We start from the raw sequence: 18835 nt of genomic DNA, 5'->3' as shown, positions 1-18835 counted from the left end.
ATTAACATGTTTAATTCTGTATAGCTTTATGTAATATATCTAAATATTCTATCAATTTATTGTTAATTATTAATAACATAAAAAAGCTGTCTCCTCTTTTGAGACAACTTTTTTATAGTAGAATAACTTATATACTGACAAATTCAATATGAGTTAAGGCTCATTTGATTAAATTCAAAGCCTTGATTGCAATTTCAAGATTTAACCTGTTATCTGCGTTTTCCAGATCTATATCTATAATATCTTTAATTTTTTGCAATCTATATATTATAGTATTATAGTGCATAAACATCTTCTTTGACATTTTTTTCATATTACCATTACATTCAAAATAGATTTTAAGAGTATTGAGCAGTTCAGTCCTATTCATCTTGTCATATTCTATCAGAGGCTTTATAGTATCATTACAAAACTTAACAAGTTCACTTCGAATACCATCGAAACCCAGTATCCTATATAGGCCTAAATCATCGTAATGTATGATATTTCCTGAAATTGACCTATTTAACTTTTCTACGATAAATTTCGCCTGGCCATAGCTTTTATTCAGTTTATGAGCATCGCTGTAAGAACGTCCAATTCCTATTTTAAATTGTTCTTTTTTAAATTCCCTTAAAGCTTCCATTAGTACATCATTACAAAAACATTTTATTTTTTCCCTCACCAATTGTGGTTCCTCAGACAAATCATTTTCATATAAAATGATAATCCTGTCACTTTTATCCACATATAATATTTTTTCTCTGCTTATTCTAGATATTCTTCCAATAATAAATAGCAAAGTACTAATAGCATCGCTGTTGAAATTTGAATTCTTTAAACTCGTATTTTTATTCTGAAAAGATTCATTTAAATATATAATAGCTACACCATGCTTTTTATCCATATGAAAATCAAATGTCTTTGCTCTTTCAATAGCCTTATTTTGTCTATTTTCATCCTCACTGAATAAATTATCAAAAAATTCCATTTTATAGCGACTCTCCATTTTTGATATGGAGAGTTTTTTGACAAAGTCCAATGCAATTATATGGACATAGGATTCTATAAGCATTTTATCCAAAGGTGTCAGTTCTTTCCTGTCGAGCCATATAAGAATACATCCATATTCAACTTTTTCAATAACTATTGGAATTGTCACCCTTTTAATGCTCTTTCCGTGAATTACATCTATGCTTTCATTGTAAATTCCATCGGATTCATCTTCTATTCTTTTATAACTTAAATTTACATGCTGGTTAATAAGCTTGTCAATTAAATTTTTATTTATATTCTCAGTACAAAAAATTTCACAACTGCCATCCAGATTTTCATATATCACCAGTGAATTCCCAATATTTTCATATAATTTTCTTCCGATTTCCCTCAGGCTTCCGCCTTTCATCATTATATTCATCACTTCTCTGTTGAATTTATCTATTTTCAATAATTGCCGCATCTGCTCCTCAATTACCTCATCTAGAACAATGGATATTACATCTCTATGAGATACATCCATTGGTATTTCAATAATGGGAAAATCTATTTCATCTGCCAGTTCAATGATATCATGTGGTATCTCTTTTACATACCTTCCAATTTTAATTCCAAGACCTGCTACACCTTTTTCATTCAATTCTGGAATAAGCTCCATCAATACATTTATATTGTCCCTAATAGAGTATGCTGTAGTAATCAAAAGTTCTCCCTCACCAACCCATTCTATGATATCAGGAACTTCCATCACATCCACCTTAGTTATTCTTTTGTTCATTCCCCCTTTTCCCGCCAAAACCCTGGCTTTATTTAATTTATCAATTTGCAAGAGTTTTTCCAAAGGAATACCTAGATAACTATACAAAATACCTACATCTCCTGAAAGTTTAGTAGTCAGATATGCTCTATGTCCTTATATTATACTTTTTAATTTTACTATATAAGGTGTTTCTCCTTATTCCAAGAGCATCCGCTGAATGAGTAATATTACCCTTAAATCTCCTCAATACCTTTGTCAGATGCAACTTCTCCATATAATCCAATTTCAAACATTCATCCCCAGGATCCAGTATTATTTTACCATCATATTCTTCTTCTCCAAAATAATTTGAAGGTATAGCTCCTGAATTCACAATAAGTTCTACAACATTCTTCAATTCTCTTATATTCCCAGGCCAATCGTATTTTATCATATTTCTCAAATATTTTTCAGGTATAGTAAAACTCTTTTTACCTAATTTTTTTGAAATACTACCCATAAAATATTTTAAAAATAATATTATATCAGACTTTCTCTCTCTCAAAGGAGGTAAGTATACAGGCAGCACATTGAGCCTATAATATAGATCTTTTCTGAATTTTCCCAATTCCACTTCTTTTTTCAAATCTTTATTAGTAACAGCTATAATCCTCACATCTATGGGAATGGATTTGGTACTTCCTATTTTTGCTATTACACCTTCTTGAACTACCCTTAAAAGTTTCGTCTGCATGTCAAGTGGCATCTCTCCAATTTCATCCAGCATTATGGTTCCACCATCCGCCAATTCAAATTTACCGATATTTCCACCCTTTTTTGCGCCTGTAAATGACCCCTCTTCATATCCAAAAAGCTCGGATTCCATAAGTTGCTCGGGAATGGCTCCGCAGTTCAGAGCTATGAAAGGTCCATCCGATCTGCTGCTGTAATTGTGAATGGACTGAGCAAACAATTCTTTTCCCGTACCACTTTCACCTATTATAAGTATGGTGGATTTACTGTTTGAAATCTTCTTTGAATATTCTACAATTTTTATGAAATTTTCATCTTCTCCAATTATATTGTCGAAAGTGTAATAGGCCTGATTTTTATTCTGTTTTTTTATATTTTTTATATCTTCAAATACATATATTATCTCAATTGCATTTTTTTCAGAATTGTAAACAGGGTTAGCTATCAAATGGCATCGGGCTTTACTTCCTGATATATATAAATTTACTTCCTGGGAAACACTTTTCCCCAAATATAAATTCTCTTTTACCTTCTCCCAATTCCCTATAATATCCTCCATTTTAGCCATTTTAATCTTATTGTCACCCATAATACTCAAAGCTTTTTCATTGCAGACTTCTATTTTCCCATCCAAATCGGAAGTCACTATTGGCATTGGAATAAAATTAAATATATTTTTTTTATATTTATTATTTATGTTATATATTATCTCATATTCCTTTACCTTTAACATTTCTTCTACAGCATTGGATGCTGCAATAACCATTCCCAATGTATGCGGATGTACATATTCAATATACCCTGTGAGATCAAGAACAGCTATAAGGTTGCCGTATCTATCTTTTATAGGTGCTGCAGAACAGGTCCATTTATGATATTCATGAATAAAATGCTCATTCCCCGAAACCTGAATGGGTTTATTGGTCTTAATTACCATGCTCATTGCATTAGTCCCTATATTTTCCTCATTCATAAAAGCTCCGGGAATCATCTTCATAGAAAATGATTCCGAAAGTATTTTTTCATCACCCATGGCATTTAATATACAACCTTCTTTATCCGTAAGCAATATAAAAAAATTAGAACCTCTTACAAAATTCATTAAATTCTCTATATAGGGTTCTGCAGTTAATATGAGGTTTCTATTGAAAGTAAACCTTCTCTGTAATTCTGTATCACAGACAATTCTTTTACTAAAGACTTGATTTTTTTGAATTCCAAGCCTCTTACATCTTTCATGAGAACGATTTAACTCCACATTGTAGTTATGATGAGTTTTTCTTATAACCTCCATAATATACCCTCCTTGATATAATGGTAAAATTTTTAGCGCTTAATTTTCACATATTCAAATTAAATTTCTCTTTTACCCAATTTTTTTCCTCATCATTCCAACACAATTCATTTATGCATCCGTAATTCTGCTTTATTTTAAATATATGGTATAAGGGTATTGATAAAATATGGCACAATATAACTCTATTTACCCCTGCATGAGTTATAATCATTATGTCACCTGTACTATTCTCTATAATATTCATCATTTTTGGTATAACCCTTTTTTGAAGTTGCTCAAAACTTTCTCCACCTTGAGGTACAAAAGTTTCTATACTTTCCCCTCTTTTTTTAAATTCATCGGGGAAAAGCTTTTTCACATATGTGAAAGTTTTTCCCTCCCATTTACCCATATTTATTTCCTTAAACTCCTCTATCATTATCCTGTCTATATTTTTATATTTCAAGATTATATCTGCTGTCTGCACACATCTCTTTAATGGACTTAAATATGCTCTCTCTATATCTATAGTGGAGAAAAATCTCTGCAATTTTTTACATTGTAATATTCCTTCCCTGCAAAGTGGCAAATCCGTATTTCCTACATAACGCTTTTCATTTCCATTCCCCACGCTACCATGTCTTACTAAATAAATTTTCCTATAGTAATTCAATCTTCTCTCCCACTACCTTTTCCACTTTATTCATTATTTTCTCTGCATCACGCAATCTCTTTTCTATTTTTATCTTAACCTCTGCATTGTCAATATATTTCAAAAGTGCCTTGTCAAACCTATGTCTAAGAGAAACACATCTATCTTCTTCCACGAGCTTATCTGCCAAATACAATATTTCATTCTCACTTATTTCGTCGTTTTCTCCTACCTCTATATTCATATGAGTACCTATCAAATCGCCAATATGTCCATATCCAAGTTTCCTCAATATATTCGCCCCTGCCAGTGCATGACTTCTTGACTTCCTGGATATATCATGCAGGAGAGCTGCAGCTTCCAAAACATCCGCATCAAAATTGTACCCCTTTTTATTTAGCTTTTTCAGAATACAGGCACATACCTGTGACACCTTTTCACAGTGCTTTATTATATTATCAGGCACACTGTAATCAGCTAGAATACAATAACATTCTTCTTTACTAGGAGCCTTGGAATTAAAATATTTCAAAAGTCCAAGATAATCTTCCCTGGTATCCATATCCATTATGATGCCGTTATCACATACGGGTACATTTACAGAATCGGAATTAAACTCATTCAAAAAATTTTTTAATCCTCCGGGCTTTTCCCAGTTTTCTATCATACTTTTATACTTGCAGTCTATTAAAGGTGGATGTCCTTTTTTGCCCCTGAACACGGGATATAAAATTCCACTGCCACATGATGCATATTTACTGCCTAAAGATTTTACGGTATCGACTTTGACAAGAGGAATGTCCACAGGGAGCATAAAAAATGCCTTTACCTTGCTGTCCAAAACCCTTAAAGCTTCTACTATAGAGGAATACATACCCTGGGGATAATTCTTATTTTCTATACACCTAATCCCAAAATCTCCCAGTACTTCTCTCACTTCATTCCCCCTGTATCCAGTTACAACTACAACATCATCAATTCCCGAAGCTATAAATGTATTTACAGCCATTTCAACTGCCGTATATTTTCCAAATTTTAAAAGAGGTTTAAAATCGCCCATCCTAGAAGAATATCCCGCCGATAAAACTATTCCGGCAAAGTCACTGCATCCCATTTTAACTTTCTCTTCTGACCTTAATCATTTCTGCTGTAATACTTACAGCTATTTCCTCAGGTGTCTGGGCTCCTATTGAAATTCCTATTGGACAATGTACCCTTTTCAAATCTTCGGCAGTATAACCTTCATCCATGAGTCTCTTATATACAAAATCTCTTTTAGTTTTACTTCCTATCATCCCTATATATTTAGCATCAGTTTTTAGAACCTGTGCCAGCACTTCCTTGTCATAGCCATGTCCTCTTGTGACTATTATGATATAACTTCTATTATCTATTTTTACACAATGAGATATATCTTCAAAAGATTGAATAACCTTTACCTCGTCTGCTGTCTTAAAATTCTCCCTATTTGCAAATTCTTCTCTATCATCTAAAACTATAGTTTTGAAATTAAGCATTTTAGCAACAACTGCAATCTTCTGGGATACATGTCCCGCTCCCATTATATAAACACTTTCACTGTTCAATACAGGTTCTACAAGATACAATCTGTCATCTTCTCTAACATTATGAAAATGTATATTCTTAAAATTCTTTCTAACTTTTCTAAGTATTTTTTGGGTCATATCGTTTTCTTGTCCATAAAAACCGGTTTCAGTGCAGATCCACTTATCAATTCCTGTCACATAATTTTCTTTTTCATCCAATCTGGTTATAAATACGAAATTATCACCTTTATTTTTTAATTCAAAGGACTTTTTATATATGAAATTCATAGCTTCATCATCAGGATTTATATATTCCAGAAGAAGTTTCAACGACCCTCCGCAGGCAGCTCCGATAGCAGAGGCCCCTTCATTTGAGAGCGTAAATTCCCTAATTACAAACCTCTTATTTTTAAATATATCAGCTGACATCTTTATGGCCATAGCTTCAAGTATGCCTCCGCCTATAGTACCTTCAATAGAAAGATCTCTTTTAATAATCATCTTAGTGCCCTGTTCCCTTGGTGCTGAACCGGATTTCTCCAAAATAGTTGCAAGTACAAAATCTTCCCTGCTGCATAATAGATCATTCATTACCTCATAGATGTCCTTCATTTTAAAACCTTCTTTCTACAATCATATATTTTTCTCTTCACAATGCTGTTTTTTGCTTCAATTTTATCTTCCAAATAATAGATCGTAATCTCTGCAATATATGATGGAATTATACTTTGAAGCATTTCAAACACTCTGTCTCGTAATTCATAAAAATCCTCCTTGGTAAAAGTATTTATACCTATAGATATTCTATTTTCATCTATACTTATATTATAATCCATAACTTTTCTAAAAGATAAAACAATTTCATCCAAATCTCCCATATAAATAAAGCTACTGTCCTTAAATCTTATTATATTGTCTTTTCTTCCAATAACTCTACTCATAGTTTGCAAAAAAGTACCACAGCTGCAATTTCCATTTTTAAAAGAAGCTATATCACCTGTGACATATCTTACAAAAGGCATACCCTCCCTAGTTAAAGTTGTAAAAACCACTTCTCCCCTATTTCCGGGTTCCAATACTTTTTTAGACACAGGATCTATTATTTCAAAGTACAGATCCGCTTCTCTCAGATGATATCCATCTAGATTTTCACATTCCACACCGCCTCCATAACCCATTTCAGTCATTCCATAATGAGTAAAAACATGACAGCCAAATCTATATGATAGCTCTCTTATCAAAATTTCCGGCACATAATCCGTACTTAAAAGGACATTATCTATGTTTTGTAAAAATATTTTTGGATAAATCCTACTCAGTTTCAAAACTTGTATTGGCATTCCAACAATACAGCTTATATCATGATCCTCTATGAATTTTTCTACAATTTCATAATTTTTTATAACCCCATTTATAAAGCATTTTACCCCCAGCTTATCCAAAGCTATTTTGAGCAGTTGGCCTATACTTCCATAAGTACTGCCTGGCAGAAGTATAAGAACTCTGTCATCACCATCTACAATGGCTTTCATCCCATAATAAAAAAATTGAACAGTTGACTTCAAGTCATTTTTTGTAAAATAAATCCTCTTTTTGTCAGCAGTTGTACCCGAAGTCTCAAGTGTAACTACCCTTGAAATGCATTTTTGAGGTACACATAAAAAATCAAGTGGATTATTCTCTATGTGTTTTGGGAAAGTAAATGGAATATTTTCAAAATCATGAAAAGACTTTATTTTGTTTTCATCTACATTCTTTAAATATTTTCTATAAAATCTACTGTATTTTTTTCCATAACATATACTCTGCTTTATCTTATATAACTGATATTTTCTAAGTTCTTCCCTACTTCTATGTTCTATCCCAGTTTTATCCATTACCCACTTCTCCACAGGCGTACAATGCATTTTTTCGACTTCACCTCCAAAAAAGTCACTTATTTCTGTATATATAATTCCCATTTATATCTGTGATATTGTAAATACAAAACGGAATAAGCTTACCCTCAGGATTTACCACATGAATACAACAGTCTTTGAGCCTTTCAAGATCCAAATTCCATATATCCTGAAAAGCCATTGCAGATATACTGAAAGAATAATTTTTTATAGTATACAATATATTCTTCCAGGTATCCGATCCTTTTAAAAATAATCTTTCTTTGGAAATATCCATCTTTCTTGACGACCAGTTCCTGGAAACAAATTTCATTGATTTCTTGGCGCCTTCCTCGGCCTTTTCAACGCCGCAGCATTTGCTGGAATTATCCGTGACACTCATAATCTCATCTTTATTTTTTAAAATGTAGTTCCCATGAAAAGAACACAGTGAATTTTCACAGCCAGGAGGTCTCATACTGCTTATTTTTATTTTGCCACCTGTCTGTGTATCTATGGCATCCATAACTTCAGCCAGGGTAATTCTGTCTTCATCATCCGGATTATATGGTATTCTTCCAAAATAGCTTACAGGTTGAAAATGCACTCCCCTTACAACAGGCAATTTTTTAAGTGCAAATTTTATTATTTCACCTATATTTTCCACATTTACACCAGGCACCAAAGTTGGAACAAGCACTACTCCTATTCCATGTCTGCCACAATTTTCTATAGCCTTAATTTTTAATGCAAGGAGTTCTTTTCCTCGAAGTTTTTTGTATATATCATCCTGGGTCCCATCAAATTGCAAAAATATAGAACTAAGTCCTGATTTTTTAAGATGCTTAACATATTCTTCATCTTCTGCAATCCTTATGCCATTTGTATTTACCTGTATAAAATCAAAACCGATTTTTCTTCCCAAAGATATTATACAAGGTAGATCATCTCTTATTGTAGGTTCTCCTCCTGAAAGCTGTATATTGCACTTTCCCGAGTATTTCAGCAGTGATTTATATAAAAATTCAATCTTTTTCAAAGAAGGATCCTCTGAAATGACTTTTTGTGAGGAGCCTGCAAAACAAAATTTACAATTGAGATTGCATCTTTCCGTAACTTCAATCAAAGCTGTACATGTACGCTGTCTGTGGTTTTTACACAGCCCGCAGTCAAAAGGACATCCATTTTCAACGGGTACAGCTGTATTTTCAATATACATTCTCTTCTTGTCCCTAACCCATCCGTCAATGGGAGTACTCCCTCTCCACAAAACAGTTCTAAATTTTCCATGTTTGTCACAATATTTTTCCATATAAACTTCATTGCCATGCAGCACTCTATCCGCCTTTATCTTTTTCAGGCATACGGGACATAAACTCTCCGTATGTGACAGAACTCTCATTTTATCCATGTCAATTCCTGCCTCCAAGCTCATAACCATGCTGGTCAAGTATATCCTGAAGTTTTGTATAGCTTTTTTGAATTATCTCGCCGCATTTTACTGGATAACTTATTTTTTCCCCAAAATCTGAAATATTTTGAATGCCAACAAGATCCCTGCAGTCCATGCTCTTAAATTCATTTTCAAACCAGTCCATATATTCGTCCATCATCTCTCTAAAATCATCTCTGCAGGCCTCTCCTACATTTCCATTAGCTGAATAAAGCCCTATTATTCCTATTCCTGCCGTAAGTACGCCACAGGTTTTTCCCCTGTGATTTATACCCCCGCACATTCCTCTGAAAGCTCTCAACAAATCTGTATTTTCTCCGTCATCCTCTTCAAGTGCCATTTTAAACATTATCTGTGTACAACAAAGCCCTGATGAAGAAAGCTTGAAAACTTCAAATGCCATATCGCCATTCATGCATCATTCCCCCTTTTTTGCAACAAGCATAAAATATCCAGGTCTGCATTTTCTGATTGCCTCTCCAAATTCGCAGCCATCTATAGAGCATTTTGCTGTCTTGTTCCAAAATACACTCATAGAGCCATAGGAAAATACTATATTTACCATAAGAGTCTTGAGCATATCGCTGCAATCTTCAAGATGAATGATTTTAAATCCATTTTCCACAAGGGACTCCTGCAAAAGTTTCAGATCATGAAGTCCTCTCATACAGCTGTTAATTGAAAATTTACACATTTCTTTTAGAAATTCAGGCTTTTTTGCATATACATCATTTATAACAAGCCATCCATCTCTTTCAACAACCCTGGAAGCTTCCTTTATAGCCACATTCAAATCACCCATAAGTGACAAAGTACACTCTGCAAATGCCCCATTAAAGCTACTATCTTCAAAAGGTATTTTTTCACCTCTTCCACAAACAAGCTCCATGTTTCTATATTTGCTTTTCCCAATTTTTATTAATTTCTCAGAAGGATCGAGTCCAACTGCCTTTATATTATACTTTTCAAATAAATGATTTACCGTAGCTCCCATTCCACATCCAATATCAAGCAGTACATCCCTCCCTGAAAACTTGCAGAACTTCACTGCCCTGTCCGTGAGTTCAAATCCACCAGGCCTTAGGGTCTCCCCCATAATATTCATCATATGTTCACTTTCATAGGCATTACAGCATCTCATCATTTGTCCTCCAAATTCTTTTCCACCTCAAGCATTTGTCCCTGGGCAAGTTTTTCATCTATAATCACCATTTTACACTTTGGGCACTGCAGAAGTTCCACTTCAAAATTTCCTCCAAGGTAGCGCACTGTCACTTTTCTGGGCTCCAGTTCCTTACTGCATCTATTACAAATCCATGGCGTTTTTTCTCCTTTTGAGATGTCCATACTCACTCCTCCACTACTTCCATTCTGTGTATATAAACTTTATCTACAAGCACTCCCTCATCCGTCTTTTCATATTCCACCCAATGTGTTACATTTTCTATTCTAAGTCTTGCCAAGTAGTGAGAATTTTCAGGGTTAAAGAAATTCTCATTTTTCTTTTCCCCATTGGCAATAACTTTTTTCACATCCTCCAGAAGAATAAGTCGCTCTTCCATTTTATTTCTGACATTTTTTGTTAAAATGAGTTTGAAATCATATTTATCATCTGTATTCACCATATCTTCTCCCCATACCTGTTTCATCAGATTCATTTTGACTTTTTGCCTATTTTCATGTCTTTCAGAAAGTGTAGGCATCCTTTTTAGTGCAATATCCCCCCGATTATCTCCATATATAAGGTCTAAAATATGATAAGTTCTCTTGCCAAATGACACAAACAAATCCTTGCACATGGCACAATACACCAAGAAATCCCTGTCTCCTTCTTTTATCCTGTCTTTTATAAAATCCTTTGACTGATCTCTGTTTGAAAAGTACACAAGACCTCCATAGCCGCAGCATTTTGTATTTTTTTTCGAGTACTTAAGTTCTTCTATAATATACCCGAGTTTTTCTGCTATATTTCTTATGCTGTCCTGTATTTTCCCATTATATCTTGCAGTACAGGCATCATGTACATTTAGCACATGTTTTTTACCTGCAATTTTATTTCCAAGCGGTACGCCTTTTATGCTCATAACTTCCCAAAGTGAAATCGTCTTTATAAAAGGCATATGTTTATCAAACATGCTCAGACAAGTTGGGCATGCCAAGATAAAAATTGGCTTTCCCATGTCAGTCCATACATTTTTTATTTTTTCTACAATTTCCTTCATGAGATCCTCTCTGCCCGACCAATCTGCCGGAGCACCACAGCATCCTAAAAAAATTCCAACCCCTTCTACAATATTTTTCATAAGATAGCTGTAGATCTTTTCAATATAACCTGGATTGGAAGCCGGAAGTTGACACCCAGGATAAAATACATATTTTACGCTTTCATATCCAGGCTGTTTTTTTGCCATAAAAAACCTAGATCCATTACTGAACTTCATATCTTTCAGTGCAAAATCATGGTCAGACAGAGGCATTTTACTATTCTCCACCATGCTTCTTCTGGTTTTCCCTATTATAGTTTTCATATCAATGGATACGGGGCAGATTTCCCTGCACAGTCCGCAGAGTGCACAGGAATTTATCATTCTGTCAGCAAAACGCACTCCCCACACTACAGTCTCATTGTGATTTATTTGTCTTATGTAATCTTTTGAATTCAGTTTATATCTTTGAAGATGGCTGCAGCTTTCCACACATTTCCTGCACTGACATTTTAAACACCTTTTAGCCTCTTTCACTATTTCTCGTGAATTATAGATATCCCCGGATTTTTTAACAACATCCTGTGCTTTAACATTATTTACATCAACATAAAGAGACGTTAAATAAGATCCTTCCCTTTTCCTGGAAGCCGTAATAGAAAGATTGTTAAGATACCTGTCAATGGACAATGCTGCAGTTTTCGCAGAACCAACAGAATATATTACAGACTTATTTACAGTAACCAGCCTTCCTCCTGCAAATACAGACGTATTACCTATTTGAAGTGTTTTCTGATTTACATTTAACTCTTCACTCCACTCACCTGTCCCAAGGTAGACTGCATCATAATCCTCAATTATATTTTTCAGGCCATCTCCACCTACAGGGGTGTTTAACTTCACATGCACACAGTTTTCAAAAACGTCTTTCATTTCCATTTTTATAATATCTTCTGGAAGTCTTTTTCCAGCATATTCCCAAATGCTGCCTCCAATTTTGCCGCTTTTTTCATACACGCTGACCTGATATCCTTTTTTATAAAGATACTGTGCAACAACAATACCGCTTAGCCCTCCCCCCACAACAGCTGCGCTTTTATCTTTTTGTGGTATATGAATTCCCGCCCTTTTAGACGATGATCCAAATTCAACTACATATCTCTCCATGTCAGATATGCTTATAGAGCCGCCCAGTGTTTTTCTCACACATGCATCTTCGCAGGGATGATCACATATTCTACTTATTATTTTTGGAATAGGCATCTTTTTTGAAATGATCTTATAGGCCTTTTTAAAATCTTCATTTTCAATTTCCCCTATAAAGCTTTTAATATCCACATGAATAGGGCAAATTGCCGTGCAGGCCGGAAGTTCTCCGGCAATGCACCTGTCACCTTCATTTAACAGCTTAACTAAATCCATATATATTTCCCCCTGCAAATTGAAAGATATATATTAAAATCAATCTTTTATGGCCTTAAGCCCTGATAATACTTTTTCAGGTCTTGCAGGCAATTTAGTTACCCTAACTCCGCAGGCATTATAAATGGCATTTACAATAGCAGCATGCGGCCCTGCAAGAGGAAGTTCCCCTGCACCAGATGCCCCATATGGTCCCTGCGGTCTTGGAGTTTCTACGTATTCAAGTTCAATATCATCCGGTACATCTTTTATCTGAGGTATCCCGCACGCAGTCAGGGTAACATGTTTTTTTATATCCTCGAAATCCTCGCTCAAAGCCAGCCCGATCCCCTGAGCAAGCCCTCCATACATCTGCCCATCAACTACCAATCTATTTATTATAGTTCCCACGTCCGATACCAAATCCAATTTTTCAACTTTAACTTTTCCCGAAACAGTATCCACCTCAACCTCTGCCACTAACGTACCATACATATAACAGGGGAATGGATTAGCCTGATTTGTCTCCACATCGCCGTCTGCACAAGGTGCCGTCCATTTTCCATCATATCTCAAAGGCAATTTCTCGGCTACCATTTCCTCATAAGTTCTATAAGTTCCATCTGACTTTCTAAGAGCCTTTAATAACTTCCCGCAGGCCAGCCTTATGGCATTTCCAGTATACACATTGGAACGGCTTCCACCTGCTGCACCGCTATTCGGTGTCTTTTGCATGTCATTCATCACAAGTTTTATTTGATCTGGTCTTATCCCAAGAGGTCTCAGCGCTTCATAGCCTATAGTGAGAGTACCTATATCCGCACCTTGTCCGTGATCTTCCCAGGAATCCCCAATAGTTACTCCTGTAGGATTTATTTCAGCCCATGCCTCGGACGAATCAGCTCCTGAAAGTCCCGAACTATAGTGAAGTATTGCTATTCCCATCCCATACTTTTTATTTCCGCCGTTTTTATTTTTCTCTTCCACATCTTTTTTGGCCTTTTCATAATAAGGACGCAGTTTGTCAAACATTTGCGGAAGACATATTACATCTGGTTTACATCCAGTAGGAGTTGTAGAGCCCTCCCTGTATATATTTTTATATCTGAGTTCAAAGGGATCCATTCCAATCTTTTCCGCAAGTTCATCCATGAGAACTTCCGAAGCAAACATGCTTTGAGGAGATCCGTATCCTCTAAAAGCTGAGCCCCAGGCATGATTTGTAGCTACTTCCCTGCCTTTTCCCCTTATATTTGGTATATTGTAACAAGCTCCTATGAACTGTGCTCCTCTTAATGTAAGTATATCTCCAAATTCACAATATGGTCCATGATCCACTGTCCAATCTGATTCCATGGCCAACAACTTGCCATTCTTGTCAGCACCCATTTTAAGGTGTATGAAAAATGGGGATCTCTTGCCTGTATAAGTTATCTGCTGGTACATGTTAAACCCAAGGTAAACCGGTTTTTTTGTAACAAGAGCTGCAACTCCTAAAAGTGCTTCTATCGTAGGGCTGAATTTATAACCAAAAGTACCTCCCGTAGGATTTTGAACTATTTTCAAATCATCTAGAGGAACACCAACACCTTCTGCTATCATAGCCGCATGAGCGTGAAGCCCAACACTCTTTGAATGAATAACCAACTGATCTTTTTCATTAATATATGCAAACCCCACATCTGGTTCCAGTGGAAGATGAGGCTGCCTGCCCACATAAAAATCATCTTCCACCACATAGGCCGCACTGTCCATTATAGGTTTAGTATCTTTCCCTTTTACCACTCCAGTTTCAAAGAATACATTTGGCGTACCTGGATGTATTTCAATGGCATCTTCATCCATGGCTTCTGGAGCGCTCATATAAGCTGGAAGTTCTTCTATTTCAACTTTGACCTTATCCACAGCTGCTTCTGCCTGAGAAGGGGTGTCTGCAAGAACCATAGCTATAGCATCTCCAAATTGAAAGATCTTTTTATCCGCAAGTATCGGCCTTTCTTTACCATCACCTTTATTGCTTGGAAGGGCCAACCCATTTATTCTGTTGCTTCCAGGTACATCCCTATAAGTTAAAACCTTATACACACCTGGCATTTTTTCAGCTTCAGAAGTGTCAATAGACAGTATATTGGCATGGGAAACTTTAGCCTGAACAAGTTTTATATGGAGAGTATTTTCAGGAAGTTCAAGACCAAGATCAGCTCCAAATCTCCAGTTTCCAGTTACTTTGTCCAAGGCAGTAGGACGAATAGCTCTAGTGCCTATAAGACTTTGTCCTTCCTTAAATTTGAATATCAAATCCTCTTTTTTAACTTCTCCCCTCATAAGCCTTGCTGCATCCATAACTGCATCTACTAATGGCTTATATCCGGTACATCTACATATATTTCTGTGTCTTTGGAACCAGTCTCTCACTTCCTCTCTGGTAGGATTTATGTTCTCATCCAAAAGTGCCTTTGCAGATACTATAAACCCAGGTGTACAAAATCCACACTGTGCTGCACCATGAATCATCCATGCCACTTGAATCGGGTGAGGTTTCTGCTCGGTTCCTATGCCTTCGATAGTTGTAATTTTAGCTTCATCCGGTACCCTTTTCATCCTTACAATACAGGATCTTACAACCTTTCCATCCATTATTACAGAACAGGCACCACATTCACCCTTGCCGCATCCAACTTTAGTTCCAAGTAAATGCAATTGATTCCTAAGTACATCTGCTAAAGTTGCCTTTGGAGTGGATATAACTGTCCTAGCAATGCCATTAACAAATAAAATTTTATTAAACATTCTAAATTCCCCCTGGTCGTTATTTGTTATATAAATAAATTCTTTTATATAAACCCTCTAGTTACATATCGGGCTGTATTTATTATATAAGCAATATACATACCAAAACCCAAGCATTGATTTTTACTGCATTTGTCTTTAAAAATTCTATCTCCGTTCAATTTTTGAGCAAATACATTAAAAACTTCTGTAACTTTTTCGAACACTGTTCTGTTTTGAAGCAGCAAAAAGCCACAGGATACTCTTGTATATCAATATCCTGCGGCCTTTTTACTGTATAGAAATAAATTTAAAATATTTTATTAACTTTACCAAAAACCCAGTTTAAATCAGAAAAAGCTTTTTGCTGCTTATACACATGTTCCAGGGCTGCTCCAGATTTTTAATTTTCTTCCACATCTCTTTGCTTATTTCCCATCGCAATGCCTTGATTTTCGAATAGGGTTTTTTCTCTACACTATTCAAATAGACTGCTACAGTAAATGGGCTTTCATTTACATAATCCACGCAACACTTAAAAGTATTCTCCTTCTGGCAGCTTCTGTCCATAGTAATATAATGGGATCTAATACCTACATAGGATGGAGATCCTTCAACTTTTTTGTTGGTCTTAAGTGTACAGCCCCAGTCCAGGGCTTCTACAGTATTTTCATCCAGTACCTTAATTTTGGATATGTTTTTACATCCAGTAAGCTGTGCAGTAGCAAGAGTAGTAGGGTTTTCAAATATATAATCTCTATCGCCGCAATTTTCAACCATTCCCTTATTGATTATTGCAATATTTCTGCAGATTCGGTACACTTCATCTCTGTTATGGGACACAAAAACTGCGGAACCACTGTAATCATCCAATATATATACAAGCCGTTCCTCCATTTTACTTCTCAAATGGCTGTCAAGTGCTGAAAATGGTTCATCCAAAAGCAATATTTCAGGTTCTATTGCCAGAGCCCTGGCAATAGCAACTCTCTGCTGCTGTCCTCCTGAAAGCTGGTTGGGAAATCTATTTTCCAGTCCATTGAGATTCATCATATCTATCTTTTCACAAACTATTCTTTCTTTTTCATCTCGAGACATATTTTCTAAAGCAAAACTTATATTTTGACTTACAGTCATATTGGGGAACAATGCATAATTTTGAAATAAAAATCCTACTTTTCTCTTACGAACAGGAACATTTACTTTTTTTTCAGAATCATACAGTGTTTTTCCGTTTAATAGAATTTTACCACTGTCAGGAGTTTCAAGACCTGCAATACACTTTAATGTCATACTCTTACCTGAACCTGATGCTCCAAGCAGCCCTATAATATTGTTCCTTGTATTAAATTTAATATTAAGGCTAAATCCATGTAAATTTTTTTTGACATCAACATAAAGTCCCATTTTATTTTCTCCCAACACCATATATATTTTTTTGCTGGTATTCATTCCAGTAATTCATTAAAAAAATCATAATTGTTGAAATTATAACAATTAGTATGACCCAAATAAGAGCGTTTCTCATCTCACCATTTTCAGCTGTAAAATAAATAGCTATGGGAATAGTCTGAGTCTTACCAGGTATATTTCCGGCTACCATAAGCGTAGCCCCAAATTCTCCAAGACATCTAGCAAAAGAGAGAACTGTAGCTGCACCTATTCCAGGCCGCGCCAGCGGCAATATAACTCTCCAAAACACTTTCCATTCGGATACCCCTAAAGTCCTAGCAGCATTCACAATATTGTGGTCTATCTGTTCAAACGCTCCCTTGGTTGTCCTGTACATCAGTGGAAATGCCACAATAGCTGCAGCCACAACTGTAGCCGGCCATGAAAAAATCAAAGTCGTTCCAAACTTCAACAGCAGTTTACCTATAGGTCCGTTTCTACCAAAAATCAGCAGCAAGAAAAAGCCAACTACAGTTGGTGGGAGCACAAGAGGAAGTGTAAATATGGTATCTACAGTGCTTTTTAATTTTCCATTATAATTAGACATCCAATAGGCTGCAATAATTCCAACAAAAAATGTTATAGTCGTTGCTACGAAAACTGTTTTTATAGAAATCCACGCTGGTGAAATATCAAAATCCATAACAAATCCCCTTCTCCCTGATCAAGTGGTTCTAAGGTTCTTGAAAAAGATTTTTCTCATAAGTAAATCACTGCGAACCTAAGAATCACCTTATCCAGATGCATAGCAGTGCTTATTTCCCACTTTAAAAAGTTGGGAGTATTAGCAACAGCAGCGTTCGGATAAAAACGACCGCTAATTATTTTCCTACTTTAAAACCATATTTTTCAAATACAGTTTTAGCTTTGTCTCCTGATAAAAATGTAAGGAACTCTTTAGCTGCATCTGCATTTTTGCTATTCTTTATTACGGCTGCAGGATAGATTACAGTCTTATGAGAATCTTTTGGTGCCGTTGCTACAATATTTACCTTTTTTGATACAAGAGCATCTGTTTTATAAACAATACCTGCATCTACATTCTTTGTTTCAACCCAAGTTAAAACCTCTTTTACATCTTTTCCATAAACAGCTTTTGGCTGGACCTTGTCCATCAATTTTAAATTCGTAAGTACTTCCTGGGAGTACTGCCCCACCGGAACGCTCTTGACTTCACCCAGTGCTATTTTCTGAACTTTATCACTTGCCAGATCATCAAAACTTTTAACATTTGATGAATCCTTTGGTACTACAAGTACTACATCATTTTGCAATAAATTCTTTACAGTATCATTTATAAGAAGATTCTTGCTCTTAAGTTCATCCATTTGTTTTGTAGCCGCTGACATAAACACATCAACTGGTGCCCCCTGCTCAATCTGTTTTTGAAGGCTGCCTGAAGCTCCAAAATTGTATTTAATGGTAACATTTGGATGGTCTTTAGTGTACAATTTTTGAATTTCATTCATTGAGTCCTTGAGACTTGCAGCTGCTGACACAGTCAAAGTAACTGCCTTATCTTTACTTGTAGATGAATCCTTTTGTTCATTAGAGCTTGTACTAGAGCTTCCACATCCCACTGCCAAAAATACAACACATAATGACATGATGAGAAATAACATTCTTTTAGACTTTTTCATATTATACAACTCCCCCTTATTTTAATTATAATTATATAACGTATCATAACATTACATATAAATCATTTATATTATGTTATATTATGTTATATTATAC

General features: G+C 35.4%; 15 protein-coding genes. All 15 read right to left on the bottom strand.

Annotation, left to right across the window (positions count from 1 at the left end; translation table 11 throughout):
* Positions 1-160 precede the first annotated feature (160 nt).
* The gene (locus J5G60_RS07645) at positions 161-1840 is read right to left on the bottom strand and encodes a PucR family transcriptional regulator (RefSeq protein WP_150355694.1); all 1680 of its coding nucleotides are present in this window, start codon (positions 1838-1840) and stop codon (positions 161-163) included.
* A gap of 40 nt (positions 1841-1880) precedes the next feature.
* Positions 1881-3761, bottom strand: a complete 1881-nt coding sequence (locus J5G60_RS07640; RefSeq protein WP_150355695.1) for a sigma-54-dependent Fis family transcriptional regulator — start codon at positions 3759-3761, stop codon at positions 1881-1883.
* A gap of 46 nt (positions 3762-3807) precedes the next feature.
* Positions 3808-4416 (bottom strand): histidine phosphatase family protein, encoded by a 609-nt coding sequence (locus tag J5G60_RS07635; RefSeq protein ID WP_150355696.1) that lies wholly within the window; start codon positions 4414-4416, stop codon positions 3808-3810.
* Positions 4403-5509, bottom strand: a complete 1107-nt coding sequence (locus J5G60_RS07630; RefSeq protein ID WP_150355697.1) for a DVU_1551 family NTP transferase — start codon at positions 5507-5509, stop codon at positions 4403-4405. The genes J5G60_RS07635 and J5G60_RS07630 overlap by 14 nt, the downstream gene beginning before the upstream one ends.
* Before the next feature lies 1 nt (position 5510).
* On the bottom strand, positions 5511-6554 hold the full coding sequence (locus tag J5G60_RS07625; RefSeq protein ID WP_150355698.1) for an XdhC family aldehyde oxidoreductase maturation factor: 1044 nt from the start codon (positions 6552-6554) through the stop codon (positions 5511-5513).
* Positions 6551-7849 carry a DVU_1553 family AMP-dependent CoA ligase gene (locus J5G60_RS07620; protein WP_150355699.1) on the bottom strand — a complete coding sequence of 433 codons (1299 nt, stop codon included), beginning with the start codon at positions 7847-7849 and terminating at the stop codon, positions 6551-6553. Before J5G60_RS07620 ends, J5G60_RS07625 begins: the two co-directional genes overlap by 4 nt.
* Positions 7850-7874: 25 nt before the next feature.
* Positions 7875-9230: a radical SAM (seleno)protein TrsS gene (trsS, locus tag J5G60_RS07615; RefSeq protein WP_150355700.1), complete on the bottom strand. Its 1356-nt coding sequence runs from the start codon at positions 9228-9230 to the stop codon at positions 7875-7877.
* Position 9231: 1 nt separating this feature from the next.
* A complete protein-coding gene (locus tag J5G60_RS07610; protein WP_150355701.1) occupies positions 9232-9687 on the bottom strand; it encodes a DVU_1555 family C-GCAxxG-C-C protein in 456 nt (151 codons plus the stop codon).
* 3 nt (positions 9688-9690) lie between these two features.
* Positions 9691-10416, bottom strand: coding sequence for a DVU_1556 family methyltransferase (gene trsM, locus J5G60_RS07605; RefSeq protein ID WP_236035207.1), 726 nt, complete (start codon positions 10414-10416; stop codon positions 9691-9693).
* Positions 10413-10619, bottom strand: coding sequence for a DVU_1557 family redox protein (locus J5G60_RS07600; protein ID WP_150355702.1), 207 nt, complete (start codon positions 10617-10619; stop codon positions 10413-10415). Before J5G60_RS07600 ends, trsM begins: the two co-directional genes overlap by 4 nt.
* A 2-nt stretch (positions 10620-10621) precedes the next feature.
* Positions 10622-12898 carry a pyridine nucleotide-disulfide oxidoreductase/dicluster-binding protein gene (locus J5G60_RS07595; protein WP_150355703.1) on the bottom strand — a complete coding sequence of 759 codons (2277 nt, stop codon included), beginning with the start codon at positions 12896-12898 and terminating at the stop codon, positions 10622-10624.
* Between the two features lie 39 nt (positions 12899-12937).
* A complete protein-coding gene (locus J5G60_RS07590; protein ID WP_150355704.1) occupies positions 12938-15667 on the bottom strand; it encodes a molybdopterin-dependent aldehyde oxidoreductase in 2730 nt (909 codons plus the stop codon).
* Positions 15668-15991: 324 nt separating this feature from the next.
* Entirely contained in the window at positions 15992-17053 is a 1062-nt protein-coding gene (locus J5G60_RS07585; RefSeq protein WP_150355705.1) for a sulfate/molybdate ABC transporter ATP-binding protein, read from the bottom strand.
* Between the two features lies 1 nt (position 17054).
* On the bottom strand, positions 17055-17741 hold the full coding sequence (gene modB / locus J5G60_RS07580) for a molybdate ABC transporter permease subunit (RefSeq protein ID WP_150355706.1): 687 nt from the start codon (positions 17739-17741) through the stop codon (positions 17055-17057).
* Positions 17742-17919: 178 nt separating this feature from the next.
* Positions 17920-18738, bottom strand: coding sequence for a molybdate ABC transporter substrate-binding protein (gene modA / locus J5G60_RS07575; RefSeq protein ID WP_150355707.1), 819 nt, complete (start codon positions 18736-18738; stop codon positions 17920-17922).
* Positions 18739-18835 lie beyond the last annotated feature (97 nt).

This window comes from Clostridium sp. HV4-5-A1G (assembly GCF_900184915.1).
Classification (GTDB): domain Bacteria; phylum Bacillota; class Clostridia; order Clostridiales; family Clostridiaceae; genus Clostridium_B; species Clostridium_B aromativorans.
The sequence above is the reverse complement of the archived record's forward strand: the minus strand, read 5'-3'. Positions and strand labels throughout refer to the sequence as shown.

Excerpts from the sequence above, each read along its gene's own strand:
- J5G60_RS07630 (WP_150355697.1), bottom strand. The coding sequence starts at position 5,509 with ATGGGATGCAGTGACTTTGCCGGAATAGTTTTATCGGCGGGATATTCT.
- modB (WP_150355706.1), bottom strand. The coding sequence starts at position 17,741 with ATGGATTTTGATATTTCACCAGCGTGGATTTCTATAAAAACAGTTTTC.
- J5G60_RS07620 (WP_150355699.1), bottom strand. The coding sequence starts at position 7,849 with ATGCATTGTACGCCTGTGGAGAAGTGGGTAATGGATAAAACTGGGATA.
- J5G60_RS07610 (WP_150355701.1), bottom strand. The coding sequence starts at position 9,687 with ATGAATGGCGATATGGCATTTGAAGTTTTCAAGCTTTCTTCATCAGGG.
- J5G60_RS07595 (WP_150355703.1), bottom strand. The coding sequence starts at position 12,898 with ATGGATTTAGTTAAGCTGTTAAATGAAGGTGACAGGTGCATTGCCGGA.
- trsS (WP_150355700.1), bottom strand. The coding sequence starts at position 9,230 with ATGGATAAAATGAGAGTTCTGTCACATACGGAGAGTTTATGTCCCGTA.
- J5G60_RS07600 (WP_150355702.1), bottom strand. The coding sequence starts at position 10,619 with ATGGACATCTCAAAAGGAGAAAAAACGCCATGGATTTGTAATAGATGC.
- J5G60_RS07640 (WP_150355695.1), bottom strand. The coding sequence starts at position 3,761 with ATGGAGGTTATAAGAAAAACTCATCATAACTACAATGTGGAGTTAAAT.
- J5G60_RS07590 (WP_150355704.1), bottom strand. The coding sequence starts at position 15,667 with ATGTTTAATAAAATTTTATTTGTTAATGGCATTGCTAGGACAGTTATA.
- J5G60_RS07585 (WP_150355705.1), bottom strand. The coding sequence starts at position 17,053 with ATGGGACTTTATGTTGATGTCAAAAAAAATTTACATGGATTTAGCCTT.
- modA (WP_150355707.1), bottom strand. The coding sequence starts at position 18,738 with ATGAAAAAGTCTAAAAGAATGTTATTTCTCATCATGTCATTATGTGTT.
- trsM (WP_236035207.1), bottom strand. The coding sequence starts at position 10,416 with ATGATGAGATGCTGTAATGCCTATGAAAGTGAACATATGATGAATATT.
- J5G60_RS07625 (WP_150355698.1), bottom strand. The coding sequence starts at position 6,554 with ATGAAGGACATCTATGAGGTAATGAATGATCTATTATGCAGCAGGGAA.